The 19,632-nt window shown below is 71.6% G+C and carries 17 protein-coding genes; 6 read left to right on the top strand and 11 right to left on the bottom strand.

Annotated elements, in window-relative coordinates; all coding sequences use genetic code 11:
* Nucleotides 1–51 precede the first annotated feature (51 nt).
* On the top strand, nucleotides 52–1,362 hold the full coding sequence (locus tag ACFVH2_RS07410; RefSeq protein WP_378420162.1) for a PhoH family protein: 1,311 nt from the start codon (nucleotides 52–54) through the stop codon (nucleotides 1,360–1,362).
* Nucleotides 1,363–1,446: 84 nt separating this feature from the next.
* Nucleotides 1,447–2,100 (top strand): L,D-transpeptidase, encoded by a 654-nt coding sequence (locus ACFVH2_RS07415; protein ID WP_378420161.1) that lies wholly within the window; start codon nucleotides 1,447–1,449, stop codon nucleotides 2,098–2,100.
* Nucleotides 2,101–2,106: 6 nt separating this feature from the next.
* On the opposite strand, the gene ACFVH2_RS07420 is transcribed toward ACFVH2_RS07415, so the two are convergent.
* From ACFVH2_RS07420 to ACFVH2_RS07430, 3 genes are all read right to left on the bottom strand, one after another.
* Complete coding sequence (locus ACFVH2_RS07420) at nucleotides 2,107–3,507, bottom strand: class II fumarate hydratase (RefSeq protein ID WP_378420160.1); 1,401 nt, start codon at nucleotides 3,505–3,507, stop codon at nucleotides 2,107–2,109.
* 90 nt (nucleotides 3,508–3,597) lie between these two features.
* Nucleotides 3,598–4,680: a class II fructose-bisphosphatase gene (gene glpX / locus ACFVH2_RS07425; RefSeq protein WP_378420159.1), complete on the bottom strand. Its 1,083-nt coding sequence runs from the start codon at nucleotides 4,678–4,680 to the stop codon at nucleotides 3,598–3,600.
* A 77-nt stretch (nucleotides 4,681–4,757) separates the two neighbouring features.
* A complete protein-coding gene (locus tag ACFVH2_RS07430) occupies nucleotides 4,758–6,035 on the bottom strand; it encodes a hypothetical protein (protein WP_378420158.1) in 1,278 nt (425 codons plus the stop codon).
* 99 nt (nucleotides 6,036–6,134) lie between these two features.
* On the opposite strand from ACFVH2_RS07430, the gene ACFVH2_RS07435 reads away from it, so the two are divergent.
* On the top strand, nucleotides 6,135–6,704 hold the full coding sequence (locus ACFVH2_RS07435; RefSeq protein WP_378420157.1) for a DUF4245 domain-containing protein: 570 nt from the start codon (nucleotides 6,135–6,137) through the stop codon (nucleotides 6,702–6,704).
* A 27-nt stretch (nucleotides 6,705–6,731) separates the two neighbouring features.
* Here ACFVH2_RS07435 and ACFVH2_RS07440 read toward each other — a convergent pair whose 3' ends face one another.
* The 3 genes from ACFVH2_RS07440 to ACFVH2_RS07450 are packed head-to-tail and all read right to left on the bottom strand — an operon-like array spanning nucleotide 6,732 to nucleotide 8,838.
* Entirely contained in the window at nucleotides 6,732–6,953 is a 222-nt protein-coding gene (locus ACFVH2_RS07440) for an exodeoxyribonuclease VII small subunit (RefSeq protein WP_378420156.1), read from the bottom strand.
* Nucleotides 6,950–8,236: an exodeoxyribonuclease VII large subunit gene (gene xseA, locus ACFVH2_RS07445; RefSeq protein WP_378420155.1), complete on the bottom strand. Its 1,287-nt coding sequence runs from the start codon at nucleotides 8,234–8,236 to the stop codon at nucleotides 6,950–6,952. The genes ACFVH2_RS07440 and xseA overlap by 4 nt, the downstream gene beginning before the upstream one ends.
* Nucleotides 8,233–8,838, bottom strand: coding sequence for a lipid droplet-associated protein (locus tag ACFVH2_RS07450; protein ID WP_378420154.1), 606 nt, complete (start codon nucleotides 8,836–8,838; stop codon nucleotides 8,233–8,235). Before ACFVH2_RS07450 ends, xseA begins: the two co-directional genes overlap by 4 nt.
* 95 nt (nucleotides 8,839–8,933) lie before the next feature.
* Here ACFVH2_RS07450 and ACFVH2_RS07455 point away from each other — a divergent pair, with 95 nt between their 5' ends.
* Nucleotides 8,934–9,944 (top strand): 4-hydroxy-3-methylbut-2-enyl diphosphate reductase, encoded by a 1,011-nt coding sequence (locus tag ACFVH2_RS07455; protein WP_378420153.1) that lies wholly within the window; start codon nucleotides 8,934–8,936, stop codon nucleotides 9,942–9,944.
* Here the strand turns inward: ACFVH2_RS07455 and ACFVH2_RS07460 are convergent.
* Together ACFVH2_RS07460 and ACFVH2_RS07465 are read right to left on the bottom strand one after the other, a co-directional pair.
* Nucleotides 9,941–10,819 (bottom strand): DUF6542 domain-containing protein, encoded by an 879-nt coding sequence (locus ACFVH2_RS07460; protein ID WP_378420152.1) that lies wholly within the window; start codon nucleotides 10,817–10,819, stop codon nucleotides 9,941–9,943. The genes ACFVH2_RS07455 and ACFVH2_RS07460 overlap by 4 nt on opposite strands.
* A 20-nt stretch (nucleotides 10,820–10,839) precedes the next feature.
* Nucleotides 10,840–12,006 (bottom strand): DNA recombination protein RmuC, encoded by a 1,167-nt coding sequence (locus ACFVH2_RS07465; RefSeq protein WP_378420151.1) that lies wholly within the window; start codon nucleotides 12,004–12,006, stop codon nucleotides 10,840–10,842.
* Between the two features lie 98 nt (nucleotides 12,007–12,104).
* Between ACFVH2_RS07465 and ACFVH2_RS07470 the strand changes: the two genes are divergently transcribed.
* Together ACFVH2_RS07470 and ACFVH2_RS07475 are read left to right on the top strand one after the other, a co-directional pair.
* Complete coding sequence (locus tag ACFVH2_RS07470) at nucleotides 12,105–13,295, top strand: exonuclease SbcCD subunit D (RefSeq protein WP_378420150.1); 1,191 nt, start codon at nucleotides 12,105–12,107, stop codon at nucleotides 13,293–13,295.
* Nucleotides 13,292–16,273 carry an AAA family ATPase gene (locus ACFVH2_RS07475; RefSeq protein ID WP_378420149.1) on the top strand — a complete coding sequence of 994 codons (2,982 nt, stop codon included), beginning with the start codon at nucleotides 13,292–13,294 and terminating at the stop codon, nucleotides 16,271–16,273. The genes ACFVH2_RS07470 and ACFVH2_RS07475 overlap by 4 nt, the downstream gene beginning before the upstream one ends.
* A gap of 16 nt (nucleotides 16,274–16,289) precedes the next feature.
* Here the strand turns inward: ACFVH2_RS07475 and ACFVH2_RS07480 are convergent, their stop codons facing one another.
* Genes ACFVH2_RS07480 through ACFVH2_RS07490 form a run of 3 tightly spaced genes read right to left on the bottom strand, consistent with a single transcriptional unit; the run spans nucleotide 16,290 to nucleotide 19,592 of the window.
* Nucleotides 16,290–17,555, bottom strand: coding sequence for an AI-2E family transporter (locus tag ACFVH2_RS07480; RefSeq protein ID WP_378420148.1), 1,266 nt, complete (start codon nucleotides 17,553–17,555; stop codon nucleotides 16,290–16,292).
* Between the two features lie 34 nt (nucleotides 17,556–17,589).
* Nucleotides 17,590–18,093, bottom strand: a complete 504-nt coding sequence (locus tag ACFVH2_RS07485; RefSeq protein WP_378420147.1) for a methylated-DNA--[protein]-cysteine S-methyltransferase — start codon at nucleotides 18,091–18,093, stop codon at nucleotides 17,590–17,592.
* Complete coding sequence (locus ACFVH2_RS07490; protein WP_378420146.1) at nucleotides 18,090–19,592, bottom strand: DNA-3-methyladenine glycosylase 2 family protein; 1,503 nt, start codon at nucleotides 19,590–19,592, stop codon at nucleotides 18,090–18,092. Before ACFVH2_RS07490 ends, ACFVH2_RS07485 begins: the two co-directional genes overlap by 4 nt.
* Between the last annotated feature and the right edge of the window lie 40 nt (nucleotides 19,593–19,632).

Below are 19,632 nucleotides of genomic sequence, written 5' to 3' on the forward strand. Positions count from 1 at the left end.
CGGCCCAGCGAACGCCGCCTGCGCGGGTGCCGCGCAGGTCGAGGAGCCACCGTGACCGAATCCCGCTCCGTCCGCACCTACGTTCTCGACACCTCGGTCCTGCTCTCGGATCCCTGGGCCGTCACCCGGTTCGCCGAACACGAGGTCGTGCTGCCGCTCGTGGTGATCAGCGAGCTGGAGGGTAAACGCCACCATCACGAGTTGGGATGGTTTGCGCGAGAGGCGCTTCGGATGCTCGACGACCTGAGGATCGAGCACGGGCGGCTGGACCAACCGGTGCCGATCGGCACGGTGGACGGAACCCTGCAGGTGGAACTGAACCACACCGACCCGGCGGTGCTGCCGGTCGGCTTCCGCACCGACTCCAACGACTCCCGGATCCTGGCCTGCGCGTTGAACCTCGCCGCCGAGGGCAAGGACGTGGTGCTGGTCAGCAAGGACATCCCGCTGCGGGTCAAGGCCGGTGCGGTGGGACTGCCCGCCGACGAGTACCACGCGCACGACGTGGTGCCGTCGGGGTGGACCGGCATGACCGAACTCGACGTCGCGTCCGGTCGCATCGACGAACTGTTCTCGGAGGGGGAGATCGATCTCGACGAGGCGCGAGAGTTGCCGTGCCACACCGGCATCCGGCTGATCAGCGGCAGCTCGAGTGCGTTGGGCCGGGTCAACCCGGACAAGCGGGTGCAGCTGGTGCGCGGCGAGCGGGAGGCGTTCGGGCTGCACGGGCGTTCCGCGGAGCAGCGCATCGCGCTCGACCTGCTGCTGGACGAGAGCATCGGCATCGTCTCGCTCGGTGGCAAGGCCGGCACCGGCAAGTCGGCGCTCGCGTTGACCGCGGGCCTCGAGGCGGTCCTCGAACGCCGCACCCACCGCAAGGTGGTCGTGTTCCGCCCGCTGTACGCGGTCGGCGGTCAGGAGCTGGGCTACCTGCCGGGCAGCGAGAGCGAGAAGATGGGGCCGTGGGCGCAGGCCGTCTTCGACACCCTCGACGGGTTGGCCAGCCCCGAGGTGATGGACGAGGTGGTCAGCCGCGGAATGCTGGAGGTGTTGCCGCTCACGCACATCCGCGGTCGTTCGCTGCACGACTCGTTCGTCATCGTCGACGAGGCCCAGTCGCTCGAACGCAACGTGCTGCTCACCGTGCTGTCGCGGCTCGGCACCGGATCGCGGGTGGTGCTCACCCACGACGTCGCCCAGCGCGACAACCTGCGGGTCGGCCGGCACGACGGCGTCGCCGCGGTGATCGAGAAGCTCAAGGGACACCCGCTTTTCGCGCACGTCACGCTGACGCGCAGCGAGCGGTCGCCGATCGCCGCACTGGTCACCGAGATGCTCGAGGAGTTCGGCCCCACCGCATAGGCGGCTTCGCCGCAGTGGTGCGGACACGGAGGGTCAGGACTCCGTAACCGCACCACTGCGCTTAGCGCATTGTTACGATGCGGTGTGCGCAATGTGATGGGCGTCATACTTTCGACCGTTGTCGCGACGGTACTGGCGCTGCTGTGCGCGCCACACGCGGTCGCGCAGGGACCCTGGTTCGAGGGGACCGTCGGCGCGGCCACCCAGGTCGTCACGGTCAACGGGGCGGGCGGCTCGCAGGCGACGGTGGAGGCCTGGCAGCGCTCACCGATCGGCTGGCACCGCATCTCGCCCGCACTGCCCGCGAAGGTCGGCTCGGCGGGTTTCGCGCCGCAGTCGCACGACGGTGTCCCCGCGACGCCCACCGGGGTCTACAGCCTCGATGCGACCTTCGGTACCGCACCCAATCCCGGTGGCGGTCTGCCGTACCGGACGGTCGGCGCCGACGACTGGTGGGACGGCGACCCGCACAGCCCGACCTACAACACCCATCAGGTCTGCGCGCCGGGTGCGTGTGCGTTCGACGAATCCGAATCGGAGCGGTTGCAGATTCCCGCGTACCGCTACGCCGTGGTGATGGGCGTGAACAAGGACCGGGTGCCCGGTGACGGCGGCGCCTTCTTCCTGCACGTGACCAACGGCGAACCCACCGAAGGGTGTGTCGCGATCGACGAGACGGCGCTGGTCTGGCTGATTCGCTGGCTCCAGCCCGGCGCGGTCATCGCGATCGAGGCCTGAACCGGACTACCGATCCTCGACCTTCGCCATCGCGAGCACGTCCAGGCGGCGGTCGAGTTCCTCGAGTGACAGCTTGTCGCCGATCAGGCCGCGGTCGATCACCGTCTGCCGGATGGTCTTGCGCTGCGCGAGAGCCTCCTTCGCCACCGCGGCGGCCTCCTCGTAGCCGATAGCCGAGTTCAGTGGCGTGACGATCGACGGCGACGACTCGGCCAGGGTGCGCAGGTGCTCGACGTTCGCCACGAGACCCGAGACGCACCGATCGGCGAACAGTCGGGACACGTTGGACAGCAGTCGAATTGACTCCAGCAGGTTTCGTGCCATGACCGGGATGTAGACGTTGAGCTCGAACGCTCCCGCGGCTCCGCCCCAGGCGACGGTGGTGTCGTTGCCGACGACCTGTGCGGCAACCTGGGTCACCGCCTCCGGGAGGACGGGGTTCACCTTGCCGGGCATGATCGAGCTGCCCGGCTGCAGATCGGGCAGGCGGATCTCTCCGAGGCCGGTGAGTGGCCCCGATCCCATCCAGCGAATGTCGTTGGCAATCTTGGTCAGTGACACCGCGACCGTGCGCAGCACGCCGGACGCCTCGACCAGCCCGTCGCGCGCGGCCTGCGCCTCGAAGCTGTTGCGGGCCGGCGAAAGGGCGTCGATTCCCGTCGACTCGACAAGCCGGGCAACGACTTTCGTTCCGAACCCGTCCGGAGCGTTGAGGCCGGTGCCCACCGCGGTACCACCGATCGGGAGTTCGCCGAGTCGGGGAAGGGTGGCGAGGATCCGCTCGATGCCGGCCTCCACCTGTCGGGCGTAACCCCCGAACTCCTGGCCAAGGGTGACCGGCACCGCGTCCATCAGGTGCGTGCGACCGGACTTGACCACCGTCTTCCATTCGGAGGCCTTGTCGCCCAGTGCGAGTCGCAGGTGGTCGAGTGCGGGAATCAGATCCTTGACCTCGGCCTCGGCGGCGGCGAGGTGGGTGGCGGTGGGGAAGGTGTCGTTGGACGACTGCGACATGTTGACGTGGTCGTTGGCGTGCACCTCGACGCCGTTCGCGAGCGCGATCGAGGCGATGACCTCGTTGGCGTTCATGTTCGAGCTGGTGCCCGAACCGGTCTGGAAGACGTCGATCGGGAACTGGTCGTCGTGGCGGCCGTCGGCGATCTCGTTCGCCGCCGCGATGATCGCGTCGGCCTTCTCGGCGTCGAGCAGTCCGAGGTCCCTGTTGACCTCTGCGCAGGCGGCCTTGAGCAGACCCATCGCGCGGATCTGGGCGCGCTCGAGACCGCGACCGCTGATCGGGAAGTTCTCCACCGCCCGCTGCGTCTGTGCCCGCCACAGCGCGTCCTTCGGGACGCGAACCTCGCCCATGGTGTCGTGCTCGATGCGGTACTGCGGTTCTTCGGTCATACCTTGCTAGCTTGCCACCGAAGCGGCTGTGCCGCCCGTGAGTCCCCTTGGCCCATATCCGGACCAGAAGGACTCACGGGCGCGGAGCGCCTACGGCATGGGGAACTGGGCGTCCGGGTCGCCGTCGAAGTCGACGGAGGAGTACTCGCGCAGCTTCGACAGGCGGTGATAGGCGTCGATCATGCGCACCGTGCCGGACTTGCTGCGCATCACGATGGACTGGGTGTGCGCGCCGCCGCCGCTGTAGCGGACGCCGCGCAGCAGGTCGCCGTCGGTGACGCCGGTGGCGGTGAAGAAGACGTTCTCGCCGGAGACGAGGTCCTCGGTCAGCAGCACCCGGTCCAGGTCGTGGCCCGCGTCGATGGCCTTCTGCCGCTCGGCGTCGTCGGTCGGGGCGAGCCGGCCCTGCAGGGCGCCGCCCATGCAGCGCATCGCGGCCGCGGCGATGATGCCCTCGGGGGTGCCGCCGATCCCGATGAGCATGTCGGTGCCGGAGTCGGGGCGGGCGGCGGCGATGGCGCCGGCCACGTCGCCGTCGGAGATCAGCCGGATGCGGGCGCCGGTGTCGCGGACGTCGGCGATCAGCTGCGCGTGCCGGGGGCGGTCGAGGATGCAGACGGTGACGTCGGAGACCGAGGACTTGCGGACCTTCGCGATGCGCTTGACGTTCTCCGCCACGGGGGCGGTGATGTCGATGACGTCGGCGGCGTCGGGGCCGACGGCGATCTTCTCCATGTAGAACACCGCGGACGGGTCGAACATCGCGCCGCGCTCGGCGACCGCGAGAACCGAGATCGCGTTGGGCATGCCCTTGGACATCAGGGTGGTGCCGTCGACGGGGTCGACCGCGAAGTCGCAGTCCGGGCCGTCGCCGTTGCCGACCTCTTCGCCGTTGTAGAGCATGGGCGCTTCGTCCTTCTCGCCCTCACCGATCACGACGACGCCGCGCATCGAGACGCTGGAGACGAGCTGACGCATGGCGTCGACCGCGGCGCCGTCGCCGCCCTCCTTGTCGCCCCGTCCGACCCAGCGGCCGGCGGCCAGCGCACCCGCCTCGGTCACTCGCACCAACTCCATCGCCAGGTTGCGGTCCGGGGCCTCGCGGCGACTCGTTGGGGTGCTGGCCGTCATTGGGCAGTGCCTCCTTGCGGTCGACGCGGTCGGCGTCGCCATAGGTTCGGTCGATGGGGGAGACCGTCGGTCTCGAAGCGTGATTATCTCATCACGCCTCCGGTCCGATCCCGGCGCGTCTACGGCTCCCGCGTCAGCGACCATCCGGTGCCCAGGTCGCGGGCGAGTGCCGGCATCCGGTGCAGCACCCGCTGCTGGTCCATGAAGTCGCCGAACGGCAACGCCAGCAGCGCGTACGCCTCCGCGGGACGGTCCTGGACCAGCCGCGCGTACGCGGGCACGGTGTCGCCGCCGATGTACGACCACCGTGGTCCGCGATCGGCCCAGTTGAAGTCGGGCAGGGGGGCTTGCAGACGGTAGGTGGCGCCGCCGACCCTGCCGACGACCGACAGCGGCGCGACCACCCCCGGCGACCGCGTGCCGGGAATCGACGGCTGTGCGGCGACGGTGGTGACGTAGCTGAGGACCCGTCCGGCGCCACCGCGGCCGTTCGCGGTGGCGTCCCACTGGTCGGCGACGATCTCGTTCTGCTCGCGGTCCGCCATCCGCCTGGTGGCGTCGGCGCGGCCCTCGGCGGTGCCGGAGAAGATGCCCTGCCACGCGGACCGGGCATTGGCGTCGAGCAGGCCGGCGGCGCCGAGTTCCTCGATCGCCGGGCGCCCGGCCCGCACGTACGCCTCGTGCATCGGGACCATGTCGAAGTAGATGTGCTTCTGCATGATCAGCAGTCGCTCCTGGTACCAGTCGAGGTCCGCGGCGGTCATCGCCGGACCGAGGGTGGCCAGGGCCCGCACGTCGTCGGGCAGCACGGCGGCCGCCTCGGCGGGCAGCGCTCCGACGGCCGACCCGACCGCGGTGCCGAGCCGATGGACGGCGTCGACCGTCAGTGCGGTGCGGCCGCCGTCGAGGTCCCAGAAGCCCGCGGCGAACGACGCGCCGGCCATCCCCGCCATGCCGGCCCAGTTCAGCTCGGAGTGCTCGCGTTGGTAGCGGCCGTAATTCGCGTACACCCGGTCGACGAGGGTCGAGTTGGCCGCGAACCCGGCGTTCGGGTCCCAGGAGGCCAGGTCGATCCCGGTCGCCTGGGCGCCGAGCGCGAGCCAGTACTGGTGCAGCAGCGCGGCATAGCGGACCGGGGGCACGTGGTCGGTTCGGGCCGACGCCAGCGCCCCGCCGAGGACGGCCGGATCGGTGGGCAGGCGGGGATCGAGGCCGCCCGCGAGTTCGGCGTTCGCGTTGGCGGGGGTGATGTCGAGGTACTCCGTGTAGGTGGCGGGCTGGGCCGCCGCCGGCGCGGACCCTGCCGCGACGGCGGCGGCGCCGAGGACGGCGACCAGGACGCCTCGAAACCAGGCGTGGGACCGGACGGCCGGACGCGTGGCGATGCTCGCACTCATGCTGTGCAAGTTATCTGCATATATGTGACTCGATGGTCGGTTTCGGTCGGGAAGGGACCGGCCGGAGCAGGGTCCCGGGGTGCTGGGATACTGGACATCGTGGCTGGCAACAAACCCCGAATTCTGCAGAGCAACCGCGACATGCTGTGGTCGATAATCCCGCTCGTCGTGCTCTGCCTGATCATCGCCGGCATCGCCAGCCAGTGCACGCTCAGCCCGGGCGGCCCGACTCCCGGTCAGGTCCCGCACTTCGACATCAACGCCGCGCTCCGCTACGACTCCCGCGAACTCGGCTTCCCGGTCCGCAACCCCGCGGTCCCGGCGGGATGGCAGCCGAACTCGGGTAGCCGGGGCACCGTCACCGGCGAGGGCGGCGGCGACGTCAGCACCGTCGGATACATCACCGACAAGGGGCGCTACCTGCAGTTGAGCCAGAGTGCCGCCACGGAGGAGGCGCTGGTGCCGTGGGTGGCCGGCAATCCGCGCACGTCGACCGGCGTCGAGCAGATCGGCCCCGACTCCTGGGTGAAGTACTCCGAGCAGGGCAGCGAACCGATCTGGATCACCAACCTCGGTGACGTGCGCGTGCTGATCACCGGGTCCGGGTCCGAGCCGGAGTTCACCGACCTGGCCACCGCCGTCGGCGAGGCCCAGCCGCTCACCCGCTGAGTGCCGCGCGGCGACGCCTCGCCGAGATCAGTTCGCCGAGTCCTCGTCCTCGGCATGCGCGAGCGCCCGCTCCACCCGGGCCCGCGCGCCGGCCAGGTGCTCCTCGCACCGCTTGGCCAACGCCTCGCCCCGTTCCCACAGTGCGAGGGAGTGGTCGAGGTCGAGACCACCCTGCTCGAGCATCTTGACCACCTCGGCGAGTTGGTCGCGTGCGGCCTCGTAGCCGAGGTCCGACACCGGTTCGTTCACCTGGAATCTCCTGACTTGTCCTTGCCCATGACGGCCGCGACGACCGCGCCGTCGGCGACCCGTACCCGAATCTGTGTGCCCGGTGGGGCGTCGTCCACCGACCGCAGAACCTCGGGATCCGACCCCGGAACCACCCGCTGCACCACCGCGTAGCCGCGCGCCAGGGTCGCCGCGGGTCCAAGCGTGGTCAGTCGGGCGGCCAGGTGCTCGAGCACGGTCGTCTGCCCGGCGACCAGTCGAGTGACGTCCCGTCGGCCCGCCTCGCGCAGCCGCTCGACCTCCTCGGCGCGGCGGTCGACGGCGGCCAGCGGGTCGGCGAGCACGGGCCGGCTGCGCAGGTCCGCCAGCGAACGTGCCTCGCGCGCAACCCAGTTCCGCAGCGCGGCTGCGCCACGGGCGCGGTACTCCGCGACCAGCGCCTGCTCGGCGACGGCGTCGGGCACCACCCGCTTCGCCGCGTCGGTCGGGGTGGCGGCGCGCACGTCGGCGACGTGATCGCACAACGGATTGTCCGGCTCGTGGCCGATCGCGCTGACCACCGGCGTCGTGCACTTGGCGATGGCGCGGCAGAGCGTCTCGTCGGAGAACGGCAGCAGGTCCTCCACGCTGCCGCCGCCGCGGGCCAGGACGATCACCTCGACCGCGGGGTCCTCGTCCAGTTCGGCGAGCGCCGCCACGATCTGTGCTGTCGCGGTGGGACCCTGGACGGCCGTGTTGCGGATCTCGAACTGCACTGCGGGCCAGCGTTTTCCGGCGACGCTGAGCACGTCGCGTTCGGCCGCGCTGGCGCGCCCGGTGATCAACCCGACGGTCCGCGGCAGGAACGGCAGTGGCCGCTTGAGTCGCGGGTCGAACAGTCCCTCCGCGGCGAGCAGGCCGCGCAGCCGCTCGATCCGGGCGAGTAGTTCGCCGATGCCGACCGGGCGGATCTCGGTGACGCGGAGGGACACCGTGCCCCGGCCGGTGAAGAACGACAGCTTGCCGAACACCACCACCCGGCTGCCTTCGGTCAGCGGCACCGGGCTGTCCCGGATCAGGGCGGGAGAGCAGGTCACCGACAGCGACATGTCGGCGGACGGGTCGCGCAGCACCAGGAAAGCGGTCCGGGTGCCGGGCCGGACTTTGATCTGGGTGATCTGCCCCTCGACCCAGATGCTGCCGAGTCGGTCGATCCACTGCGCGACCTTCGTTGCGACGGATCGGACCGGCCACGGGCTCTCGGCCGAGTTCGACGTCTGCGCGGACGGGCGGGTACCCGCCGGGTTGGGCTGGGCCGAGGTCACTTGGAGTTGGCGGTGGTGATCCGGTTGCCCAGCATGGTCTGGAACGGGGCGCGGCCGAGCGAGCCGTTCTCGTATGCGAGCAAGGCCTCGAGCTCGTCGACGGACAGCGACCGCAGGCGCGCCCGCAACTGCGCGAGGGTGAGGTTGTCGTAGTCGAGGTACTCGGCGATCTCGGGCCGGTCCACCGGCGCCGTGGGCTTCGCTGCCGCGGCGGTGCGCGGCTTCTCCGGAGTGGCGGCCTTCGCGGGCGCGTCGACCGCAGGCGTCATCGAGTACAGCTCGAAACGGCCCTGGTTCGCCGGCTTGGAGTCCGTCACCACGGGCGTCGCCACCGCGCCGTTGGTCGCCGGCGGCTCGAGATCCTCGTCGAAGGTGGCCCACCCGGGCTGTTCCTCGGTGGTGTGGAACAGGAACGCGAGCGCCTCGTCGCCCTTGATGGCAAGCGCGGTCATCGACTGCTGGATGCGCATCGAGGTCTGCAGGACCTGGCTGACCGTGGTCATCGGCAGCGCCACCGCGGTGCTCGGCAGCTTCTGTACCTCTTCGACGACGGTGGCCGCGATCCCGGCCGCCACCCGGGCAGCGAAAGGGGGACGAATCATGGTCCTAGAGTGCCTCACGAGGGCCTCATTTGGTAGCCGACGCGGTGTGGGGCGCCTGATCGGACGGCCGCGGCCACGCCCCGTACCCTGGAACCATGTCTTCCGCAGTCCCCCTGAACCTGGGTATCGCCCGTTCCAACGCGCCGGCCGCCGCACGCGGCAAGCGTGTCCTGCTGGCCGAGCCGCGGGGTTACTGCGCCGGTGTGGACCGGGCGGTCGAGACGGTCGAGCGCGCGCTCGAGAAGCACGGCGCGCCGATCTACGTGCGCAAGGAGATCGTGCACAACAGGCACGTCGTCGAGACCCTGTCCGAACGCGGCGTCGTCTTCGTCGACGAGACCGACGAGGTCCCCGAGAACTCGGTCCTGGTCTTCTCCGCGCACGGGGTGTCGCCGGCGGTGCACGAGGCGGCCGCCGAGCGCAGCCTGCACACCATCGACGCCACCTGTCCGTTGGTCACCAAGGTGCACCAGGAGGCGAAGCGGTTCGCCCGCGACGACTTCGACATCCTGCTGATCGGCCACGAGGGTCACGAGGAGGTCGAGGGGACCGCAGGCGAGGCACCCGACCACGTGCAGCTGGTGGACGGTCCCGACTCGGTGGACGCGGTGACGGTCCGCGACGAGTCGAAGGTCATCTGGCTCTCCCAGACCACCCTGAGCGTGGACGAGACCATGCAGACGGTGGCCCGCCTTCGCGAGAAGTTCCCGCTCCTGCAGGATCCGCCGAGCGACGACATCTGCTACGCCACCCAGAACCGTCAGGTCGCGGTGAAGGCGATGGCGCCCGAGTGCGATCTGGTCATCGTGGTCGGCTCGCGCAACTCGTCGAACTCGGTTCGGCTGGTCGAGGTGGCGCTGGGGGCCGGCGCGAAGGCGAGTCACCTGGTGGACTACGCCCGCGAGATCGACCTCGCCTGGCTCGAGAGCGTGCAGACCGTCGGCGTCACCTCCGGTGCGTCGGTGCCGGAGATCCTCGTGAGCGGGGTCATCGACCTGCTTGCCGAGCAGGGGTTCCACGACGTCCAGACGGTGACCACCGCCAACGAGACCCTCGTCTTCTCGCTGCCCCGCGAGCTCCGCAAGCCGAGCCCGACGACCGGTTAGCGGGTGTGCCGCGACTGCTCGGTGGGCGCGTCGTAGCGGTCCCGGTACCGGACCTGCGGGATCGGGTGCAGCGGCATCTCGGGCTCGGACGGCCTGCTGAACTGCGGGGCCCGCACGGGGGCGGGTCCGCGTTCCGGGCGGCGCGAGAGGTTGTCGCCGTACGGGGGTGCTACCGGCCTACGAGCCGGTTCGGGGCGACGCTGCTGCCTGTTCGGCTCCGAATCGAACGCGACCTCCTGGGTCCGTTCGGTCTCGCGGGGGCGCTCCGGGACCACCGGCCGGGCTCCGGTCGAGTGCTGGCCCGTCGGGAAGCGGCCGGTCGCGGGGGCGGTCCGCGCCGGGCGGGGCGCGTCCGCCGTCCGGTCCGCCGACTGTCGCGTGGGCTGGTCGGAGCGACCGGCGGCCGCCGACTTGCGGCGAGGTCGCGCGGCGAGCTTGTCGGCCTGGCGGCCCATGTACATCCGGCCGAGGCCGATCACGAGCGCCGCCACGGTGGTCAGCAGCATCAGCGGAAAGCGATTGACCAGCGGGATCGCCGCGTTGAGGATCAGGTCCTTCATGCCGCCGCTTGGCCCGGTGGAGAAGTGCTGGTACGCCATCGGGACCGCCACCACGAGTACGAGCGGCGGCTGGACCATGGTGGCGAACAGACCGCGGCTGCGTACCGCGAGAACCGCCGCGACGCAGCCGAGGAAGTAGAAGATCGAGAACGCCGACGTCAGTTCCGTACCGCGCATCGAATCGAGCAGAAACCCAACGAAGGTGGCACCGACGGCAACGAACACCGCGCCCCAGGCGGGGAGGCCGGGGACGGTGGGGAGAACGGACCGCGCATCGAGCGGCACCCCAGAGCGAGCACGTTGGGTTGCAGACACGCCTCGACATTAGTCGCTCGTCAGCCGATAACCTCGTTAGCGGCGCCGTTTGTGGGAACGATCTCCGAAAGTCCGACGGTCCGCGGCCACGATTCGACCCGCCCGACCTCCCGTATCTCGCCGTCCCCGACCTCGAGCTCGTGGAGTTTGCGGGCGGTGACGGTCACCCGCGATTCCATCGACGCGGCGGTCAGGTTGAACGAGTCGACGGCCTTACCCAGCTGGGAGCCGAGTCGGTCCAGGTGACTGCCGACGACACCGATCCGGTTGTACAGCTCGCGGCCGAGCCGATGGATCGTGTCGGCCTCCCGCGAGAGCGTCTCCTGGCGCCAGGTGTGGGCGATGGTCCGCAGCAGGGCGACCAGCGTCGTCGGCGTGGCGAGGATCACATTCTTCGAGAAGGCGTGCTCGAGCAGTCCCGCGTCCGCGGTCAACGCGGCGTCGAGGAACGAATCGCCGGGAACGAAGAGGACGACGAACTCGGGAGTCGGGTCGAAGGCCGCCCAGTACGCCTTGGCCGAGAGCTGGTCGACGTGGGTGCGCAGCTGCTTGGCGTGCCGGCCGAGGTGACCGTCCCGGACCGCGACGTCCTCCTCCTGGGCCGCGTCGAGGTAGGCGGCGAGGGGCACCTTCGCGTCCACCACGATGTTCTTGCCGCCGGCGAGTCGGACGACGAGGTCCGGCCGCACCCCCTCACCGACCACCTGGGTCTCGAAGTCGCAGTGCTTGACCATGCCCGCCAGCTCGACGACCCGCTCGAGTTGGATCTCGCCCCACCGGCCACGAACCTGCGGGGCGCGCAGCGCGGTGACGAGCCGACCGGTCTGCGTCGAGAGCAACTGGGAGGTGTGGCGCATGCCCGCGACCTGTTCGGAGAGTCCGGCGTACGCGTGCACGCGGCTGCGCTCGACCTGCTGGACCTGGTGCGAGAGCGCGTCGACGGCGTCGTGCAAGGGGCCGACGAGATGCGCGACCTGCTCGCCGACGATCCCCGAGGTCCGCCGCGCGGAGTCCTCGTTGACCGCCGCGAGGGACTGGCGCAGCAGCTTCTCGTTGTCCCGCAGCGCGGCCAGCTGTGCCTCGGCCCGCGCCGTGCGCTGTCCGGTCCGGGCGGAGTGCCAGAGCCAACCGACGGCGATGCCGAGGACCAGCGCGACGAGCAGTCCGAATGCGGTGACGGCGTTCATGGCGCAGATGGTGCACCAGGGCACCGACAAGTTGTGTGGGGTGGGGCCGCTCGGCGTGCGTGCGCGGGGCTGTCGGTGGGGTGAACTACGGTCGGCCCATGCGAATCCTGCACACCTCCGACTGGCACATCGGGCGGACCTTTCACGGGGTCGACCTGCTCGGTGACCAGGCCCGGGCACTCGACGCCGTGGCGGCCCTGGTCGCCGACAAGGCCGTCGACGTGGTGGTCGTGCCGGGCGACGTGTACGACCGTGCGGTGCCGAGTGCCGACGCCGTCGCGGTGTGCAACAAGGGCTTCGAGGCGATTCGGGCGGCGGGTGCCGTGATCGTGGCGACCTCGGGCAATCACGACTCGCCGGTCCGGCTCGGCGCAGGGGCCGCGTTCGCCGCGGCCGGCGGGCTGCACCTGATGACCAGGGTCTCGGAGGTCGACCGTCCGGTGGTCGTGTCGGACGAGTTCGGCCCGGTCGCGTTCTACGGCATTCCCTACCTCGAGCCGGAGACCACGCGCGCCGAGTTGGGCGTGCCGACGGCGCGCACGCACGCGGCGATTCTCGACGCTGCGATGGCCCGCGTGCGCGCCGACCTCGCCGACCGTGCCGTCGACGGCGCCGCGCCGCGTTCGGTGCTGCTCGCGCACGCCTTCGTCGTGGGTGGCGAGGCGGCCGGGTCGGAGCGGTCGATCTCGGTCGGCGGGGTCGAGACCGTGTCCGCCGCGGCCTTCGACGGTGTCGACTACGTCGCGCTCGGCCACCTGCATTCGCCGCAGACCCTCGCGGACGGGGTCCGGTACTCCGGCTCGCTGCTGCCGTTCTCGTTCGGGGAACGCTCGCACCGCAAGGCCGTGTGGATCGCCGACCTCGACGCGAACGGACTGTCCGAGGTGGTCCGGTACGACCTGCCGGTGGTGCGCGGGCTCAGCCAGCTCACGGGGACCGTCGAGGAGTTGCTCTCCGAGGACCGGTTCGCGGCGGCCGAGGACGACTACGTGTCCGGGGTCCTCACCGACCCGGTTCGGCCGCTGGACGCGATGCGGACGCTGCGGTCCCGGTTCCCGCACCTGGTGCATCTGGAATGGGTTCGGCCGGAAGGAGACTCGGACCTGCGGTACCGGGAGAAGGTGCGCGGCCGAACCGATCTCGAGATCGCGACCAGCTTCCTGTCGGACATGCGGGGCGAGCCGACAGCGAGCGAACTGCGCTGGACCGAGCAGGCCTTCGCCGCGGCCGCGCGTGAGGTCGACGGTCCGGACCGGGACGAGTCCGAAGCCGCGGAGCGCATCGCATGAGGCTGCACAGTCTGGAGGCGACGGCCTTCGGCCCCTTCGGGAGCTCGGTGTCGGTGGACTTCGACGCCCTCGGCGCGGACGGCCTGTTCCTGCTGCACGGGCAGACCGGCGCGGGCAAGACCACGATCCTGGACGCGGCGGCCTTCGCGCTCTACGGCCGGGTGCCCGGTGCGCGCCAGGAGGGCAAGCGACTGCTCTCCGACCATGCCGAACCGGGCGCGGTACCGAAGGTGGTGCTCGAGGCCACCATCGGCGGCCGCGACGTGCGGATCACCCGCAGCCCGGAGTTCCAGCGCGCCAAGCTGCGCGGCACCGGTACCACCAAGGAGAACGCGAAGGCCACCCTCGAGTGGCTGGACGGGCGGGGCGAGAACCTGACCCGGCTGGACGAGATCGGTGACGCGGTCGGCGGCCTGCTGGGGATGAGCGCCGACCAGTTCTTCCAGGTGGTGTTGTTGCCGCAGGGCGATTTCGCCCGGTTCCTCCGGGCGGACACCGAAGAGCGCGGCAAGCTGCTCGAGCGGCTCTTCGACACCGCCCGGTTCGGCACCGTGGAGGAGTGGTTCGCCGAACGCCGCCGGGAGAGCGCGGCGAAGATCGAGTCCAGTCGACGAACGGTCGACATCGCCGTCGCGAGGGTGTCGACCGCGGCCGGGATCGAGGCGGGCGCCGACGCGGACCCGATGGCGTGGGCCCGCAAACTGCTCGCCGACGCGACGGAGTCACGCGACACCGCGGCGGCGGAGTTGCTGCGGGTGCGCACCCTCGACACCGCGGCGGCCGAGGTGCTCGCGGAGTCGCAGCGCGTGCACGAACTGCAGCGTCGCGCGGCGGGCGCCCAGGCCGATCTGGCCGCACACGCGGAGACCGCGGACCGGCGTGCCGACGTGGCGCAGGAGGTGTCCAGGGCCCGCGCGGCCGAGCCGGTTGCCGCGCTCCGCGCACAGGCCGACGCGGTCGCGAACGAGGTTGCTGCGCAACGCCGAAGACTGGCCGGCCTCGGGGACGGCGTCGGGACCGCGGACGAGGGCAGGGTGCTGCTCGACCGGCTCAGCTGGCCCGAGGCGGAGTCGGACCGCGACACCCTCGCCGCCGCCGTACGGGAATGGACCGCCGAGGTGACCCGCCTCGCCGCCTTGATCGAGCAGGCGTCGGGAGCGGACGAGGCGCAGGCCGCGGTCGACCGGGACGAGGCGTGCAGCCGCGAACTCGAGACCACCGCAACCGAACTCGTGCGACGCCTCGAGGCGCTGCCTGACCTGGTCGGCGCCGCCGAGGCCGAGCTCGCCGAGGCCCGGTCCGCTGCCGCGCGGGTGGACGGGTTGGGCGCCGAGCGGGCACGACTGGCGGACGCCAGGGAGGCGGCGACCGCGCTCGCACTGCAGCGCCGTACGGTCGCCGAGCTGGCCGAGTCGCGCGCGGACGCGCGCGAGAAGCACCAGCAGGCTCGATCCGATCTGCTCGACCTGCGGAAGGCCCGGATCGACGGCATGGCCGCCGAGCTGGCGGGCGTCCTCGTCGACGGTGCGCCGTGCGCGGTCTGCGGATCGGACGTCCACCCGGCACCGGCCCGCCCCGCAGAGACGGCGGTCAGCAAGGCGGACGAGGACGACGCGCTGGCGCTCGAACAGCGCCGGGCAGCCGAATTCGACTCGGCGACCGTCAAGCTCGGCGCAGCGGAACGGGCGGTGGACGCGTACGTGGCCCGCGGCGGCGATCGCGACCCCGACGAACTCGACGCCCTGGTGCGCGGGGTCGCCCAGGAGCACGGGCGGGCGCTCGCCCTCGCCGCCCGAGTGGACGAGCTCGCCGTCGGGGTGACCGCCCTCCGCGCCGAGGGCGACGGCTTGCAGGAACGGATCCGCGCGCTCGAGGTCGAGCGAGCGGGCCTGACGGAGCGGATCGCCACTGGCATCGACAGGGTGGCGCGGGTGCGCGCGGAGATCGCGGTGGCCGCGGGCGCCGACGAGGACCTCCGCACCCGCCGTGACCGGCTCGACGCGCTCGCCGCCGCGGTCTCGCGGCTCGGCGAGTTGCGGATTCAGGTCGCCGCCGTCGAGGAGAACGCGACCGCGCTGGAGGCCAAGGTCTCCGCCGTGGCAACGGCCGCCGGGTTCGACTCGCCGCAGGCGGCCCTCGCTGCGGTTCGTGAACCGGCCACGATTGCCGAACTCGAGTCGATCCTCATGCAGGCGCGGGACGTGGCGGTGCGGGCCGAGTCGGTGCTCGCCGAACCGGAGGTGTCGGCGGTGGCCACTGCCGATCCTGCCGATCCTGGCGCGGCGGCCGTGGAGCGGGAACGGGTGGGCGAACTGCTGGGTGCCGCGATCTCGGTGGAGGCGAAGGCGGACGACCGGGTGCTCGACCTCGAGCGGCTGGTCGGGCAGCTCGAGCGCGAACTGTCCGCGCTCGGACCGGCACTGCGCAGGCACGACGAGTTGGCGGCACTGGCGGACGTGATCGCCGGCCGCGGTCAGAACGCGCGCAAGATGTCGCTGCGGTCCTACGTGCTGGCGGCCCGGCTCGAGGAGGTCGCGCTGTCGGCGTCGGTGCGGCTGCGCCGGATGTCCGGCGGCCGTTACGAGTTCGTGCACGAGGACGGTGCGGGTCCGCGCGGTAAGCGCGGCGGGCTCGGCCTCGACATCCGCGACGACTACACCGGCGTGGTGCGGTCGGCGAAGACGCTCTCCGGCGGCGAGTCCTTCCTGGCCTCGCTCGCACTCGCACTGGGGCTGGCGGACGTGGTCGCCGCCGAGTCGGGCGGCGTGGTGCTCGACACCATGTTCATCGACGAGGGTTTCGGCACCCTCGACGCCGAAACCCTCGAATCGGTGATGGGCGTGCTCGACGAGCTGCGCGAGGGCGGCCGGGTGGTCGGCATCGTCAGTCACGTCGACGAGATGCGCGCGCGGATCCCGAGCCGGCTGCACGTCGTGCGTGGCCGCACCGGGTCCAGCGTTGAGGTCGTCGCGGGGTGAGCCGTCGAAGGACCCGTCAGCGGGCGGTCGCGGGCGCGAGGCCGTCGAGCTCGTCCGGAAGGTCGGACCCTTGTTCGCCGGATACTGGCTCGTCGGCTCCCGGCTCCGTGGGACCGGCGGATTCGGGACGGTCGGAGGCGCCGCGGTCGCCCGGGCTGTGGCGGTGCGACTCGTCGAGCTTTCGGTCGACCTGCTCGCCGATGTAGCGGATCACCACCGCGGCACATGCCGCGACCGGCACTGCCAGGAACGCGCCGACGATCCCGTACAGCGAGCTGCCCCCGGTGACGGCGAGCAACACGATCGCGGCGTGCAGGTTCATGCTCCGGCTCTGCAGGACCGGCTGCAGCACGTTGCCCTCCAGCTGCTGCACCGCCAGCACGATGATCAGGATGATCAGCGCGGTGGTCCACCCCTTCGCGACCAGTGCCACCAGCACGGCCAGCGCCCCCGCGACGAACGCGCCGACGATCGGGATGAACCCGCCGAGGAAGGTGAGCACCGCCAGCACCGGGGCCAGGGGAACGCCGAGCACCACCAGGCCGAGACCGATGAAGAACGCGTCGACGAAACTGACCAGTGCCTGGGTGCGGATGAATCCGCCGAGGGTGTCCCAGATTCGCACGGCCACGGCCTCGAAGTGCCTGCCTGCGCGTCCGCCGCTGACCCCGTGCAGCCACGGCAGGAACCGGGGGCCGTCCTTGACGAAGAAGAAGGCGAGGACGAGCACCAGGAACGTCGTGATCAGCATGGAGCCCGCGGTGGTCACCCCGCTGAACACGCCGCTCGCGATGGTCTGGGCGCTGGACTGGAGCTTGGAGGTGATCGCGGCGATCGCCGTGTCGATCTGGTCGTCGCGCAGGTTCACCGGCGGCCCCTTGAGCCAGTTCTGCACCTGGCTCAGGCCCTGGCTGGCCTTGTTCGCGAGTTCGGGAGCCTGGTCGACGACCGACGGCACGATCAGCGCGACGATTCCCGACAGCACGGCGACGAACCCCAGCAGCGTGATCCCGGCGGCCGCCGCGGGCGGCACCCCGCGGCGCGTCATCGCGCGCGTGGGCGGCCACAGCACCGTCGACACCACGATCGCCATGACTACCGGGAGCACCACCACCCACAGCTGGCCGAGGACGGTCCACAGCACCCACGCGCCGCCCGCGATCGCGATCAGGCACAGCGACCACTTGGCCACCCACATGCCGCCGATGCCCAACACCTCGCCGCGGTCTCGGAAGCTGCGTCGTGGTGCTGCGGGCGGTGTCGATGTGGGCTGTTCGCTCACGTTTCGGTCCTTCCTGGCGGGGATCGCCCCGAATCTACCGCGCGGTCTCCTCGTGGGAGAGGAGCCAGCGCTTGGCGGGCAGCCCCCACCGGAAGCCGCCGAGGGCCCCGCCGACGCGCACGACCCGGTGGCAGGGGACGAACAGCGCGGCGGCGTTGCGCGCGCAGGCCGAGGCCGCGCCGCGGACCGCGGCGGGCCTGCCCGAGAGGGCAGCGAACTCGGTGTAGGTGACCGGCTCGCCCGCCGGCACCTTGCGCAGCACCTCCCAGGCGGCGACCAGGAACTCGCCCGAGTGTTGCCGCACCGCAATGGAATCGATGCAGGTCAGGTCTCCGTCGTGGTAGTCGGCGACGGCTCGGGTCACGGCACCCAGGTCGGTGCGTCGGGTGAGGGCGGTCGGCCGCAACGACGGGTGCACCAGCGTGCACAGCTCCTGCGGGTCGGCCGTCCAGCCCGACGCGAGGACGGCTCCGTCGCCGTCGACGACGGCGGTGAAGGGGCCGATCGGGGTGTCGGTGGTCGCATAGCGTGCGGTCATCGGAGGTCCTCCGTTGCGCGGTTGGTGGTGGGTGGGGGTGTGGTCGGATAGGCGCCGCGCGCGAGAAGTGCGCTGCGCCACAGGTGCATCGACGCGTACGAGCGCCAGGGGGTCCAGCTCGTGCCCGCGTCGAGGTCCACCCCGAGGGTGCGGGCGCCCTGCCGGACGACGAGGTCGGTGCCGAGCAGGACGTCCGGGTCGGCGAGGGTGCGCATCACCACGTAGTCCGCGGTCCACGGACCGACTCCCTTGTACGAGAGCAGTTCTGCGCGTAGATCGGCAGCGGTGCGACCGGCGTGCAGCGTGAGGGTGCCCTCGGCCAGCGACTCGGCCACCGCGACGACGGCGTCGACCCGGGCCGCCGGGCCGGTGAGTACCTCCCGGCCGTGCCGCGCGACCGCGTCGGCGCTCGGGAAGACGTGGGTCAGGTGCGGATCGTCGACCGGGTCGCCGAGCGCCGCCACCAGTCGGGCGGTGTGCGTCGCGGCCGCCGCGAGGGAGATCTGCTGGCCGATCATCGTGCGCAGCAGCAACTCTGCGGGGTCGACGTTGCCGGGCACGCGCAGGCCCGGCGCTGCCGCGACGGCCGGGGCGAGCGCCGGGTCGGTGGACAGCGCGCCGTCCACGGCGTCGGGATCGGCGTCCAGGTCCAGCAGGTGGCGTAGCCGGGCGACCGCGGGGGCGAGGTCGCGCATGTCCGTCAGCGCCAGGTCGGCCCGGACGTACCCCGGGTGTACCACCGTCGCGACCACCCCGGTGCCGTGCGGAAGTCGCAGGGCCCGGCGGTACTCGCCGCCGGACCAGTGTTCGGCCCCGGTGGCGGCGTGCGCCGACAGGAACCAGGCCAGCCAGGCCGGATCGAGTGGGGCGCGGTAGGGCAGCCGCAGCGAGACGGTCCCGGTCGAGGGTGGCGCGTCGGGGGTACGCCGGGCCGCCTCGGAGCGCATCGTCGACGGCGTCGCGGCGAACACCTCGCGCACGGTGTCGTTGAACTGCCGGATGCTCGAGAAGCCCGCGGCGAAGGCCACGTCCGACATCGGCATGGCGGTGGTCTGGATCAGGATCCTGGCGGTGTGGGCGCGGTGCGCGCGGGCCAGCGCGAGCGGTCCGGCGCCCAGTTCGGCCGTCAGCGCCCGGGTGAGCTGCCGGGACGAGTAGCCCAGCGAGGCGGAGAGTGCGTCGACACCGCCGCGCTCGACCGCGCCGTCGGAGATCAGGCGCATCGCGCGGGCGGCGAGGTCGGAGCGGACGTTCCACAGGGGTGATCCGGGCGCGGCGTCGGGCAGGCAGCGGCGGCAGGCGCGGTAGCCGGCCTGCTGGGCGGCGGCCGCGGTGGGCAGGAAGGTGACGTTGCCCGGCTTGGGGGTGATCGCCGGGCAGGAGGGCCTGCAGTAGATGCCGGTGGTCCGTACGGCCGTGATGAACTGCCCGTCGAAGCGCGCGTCGCGGGACGACACTGCGCGGTAGCAGCGGTCGAAGTCCAGGTACGGGGCGGTCATGGACTCCACTGTGGCAGCCGCGTGGGCGCCGCGCTAGCGG

It is taken from the genome of Rhodococcus sp. NPDC127527 (assembly GCF_042672245.1).
Classification (GTDB): domain Bacteria; phylum Actinomycetota; class Actinomycetes; order Mycobacteriales; family Mycobacteriaceae; genus Rhodococcus_G.

What these genes read in the sequence shown, in the direction of transcription:
- ACFVH2_RS07485 (WP_378420147.1), bottom strand. Translation starts at nt 18,093, where the DNA reads ATGACCGCACGCTATGCGACCACCGACACCCCGATCGGCCCCTTCACC.
- ACFVH2_RS07420 (WP_378420160.1), bottom strand. Translation starts at nt 3,507, where the DNA reads ATGACCGAAGAACCGCAGTACCGCATCGAGCACGACACCATGGGCGAG.
- ACFVH2_RS07470 (WP_378420150.1), top strand. Translation starts at nt 12,105, where the DNA reads ATGCGAATCCTGCACACCTCCGACTGGCACATCGGGCGGACCTTTCAC.
- ACFVH2_RS07490 (WP_378420146.1), bottom strand. Translation starts at nt 19,592, where the DNA reads ATGACCGCCCCGTACCTGGACTTCGACCGCTGCTACCGCGCAGTGTCG.
- ACFVH2_RS07430 (WP_378420158.1), bottom strand. Translation starts at nt 6,035, where the DNA reads ATGAGTGCGAGCATCGCCACGCGTCCGGCCGTCCGGTCCCACGCCTGG.
- ACFVH2_RS07455 (WP_378420153.1), top strand. Translation starts at nt 8,934, where the DNA reads ATGTCTTCCGCAGTCCCCCTGAACCTGGGTATCGCCCGTTCCAACGCG.
- ACFVH2_RS07475 (WP_378420149.1), top strand. Translation starts at nt 13,292, where the DNA reads ATGAGGCTGCACAGTCTGGAGGCGACGGCCTTCGGCCCCTTCGGGAGC.
- ACFVH2_RS07450 (WP_378420154.1), bottom strand. Translation starts at nt 8,838, where the DNA reads ATGATTCGTCCCCCTTTCGCTGCCCGGGTGGCGGCCGGGATCGCGGCC.
- glpX (WP_378420159.1), bottom strand. Translation starts at nt 4,680, where the DNA reads ATGGCGACGCCGACCGCGTCGACCGCAAGGAGGCACTGCCCAATGACG.
- ACFVH2_RS07465 (WP_378420151.1), bottom strand. Translation starts at nt 12,006, where the DNA reads ATGAACGCCGTCACCGCATTCGGACTGCTCGTCGCGCTGGTCCTCGGC.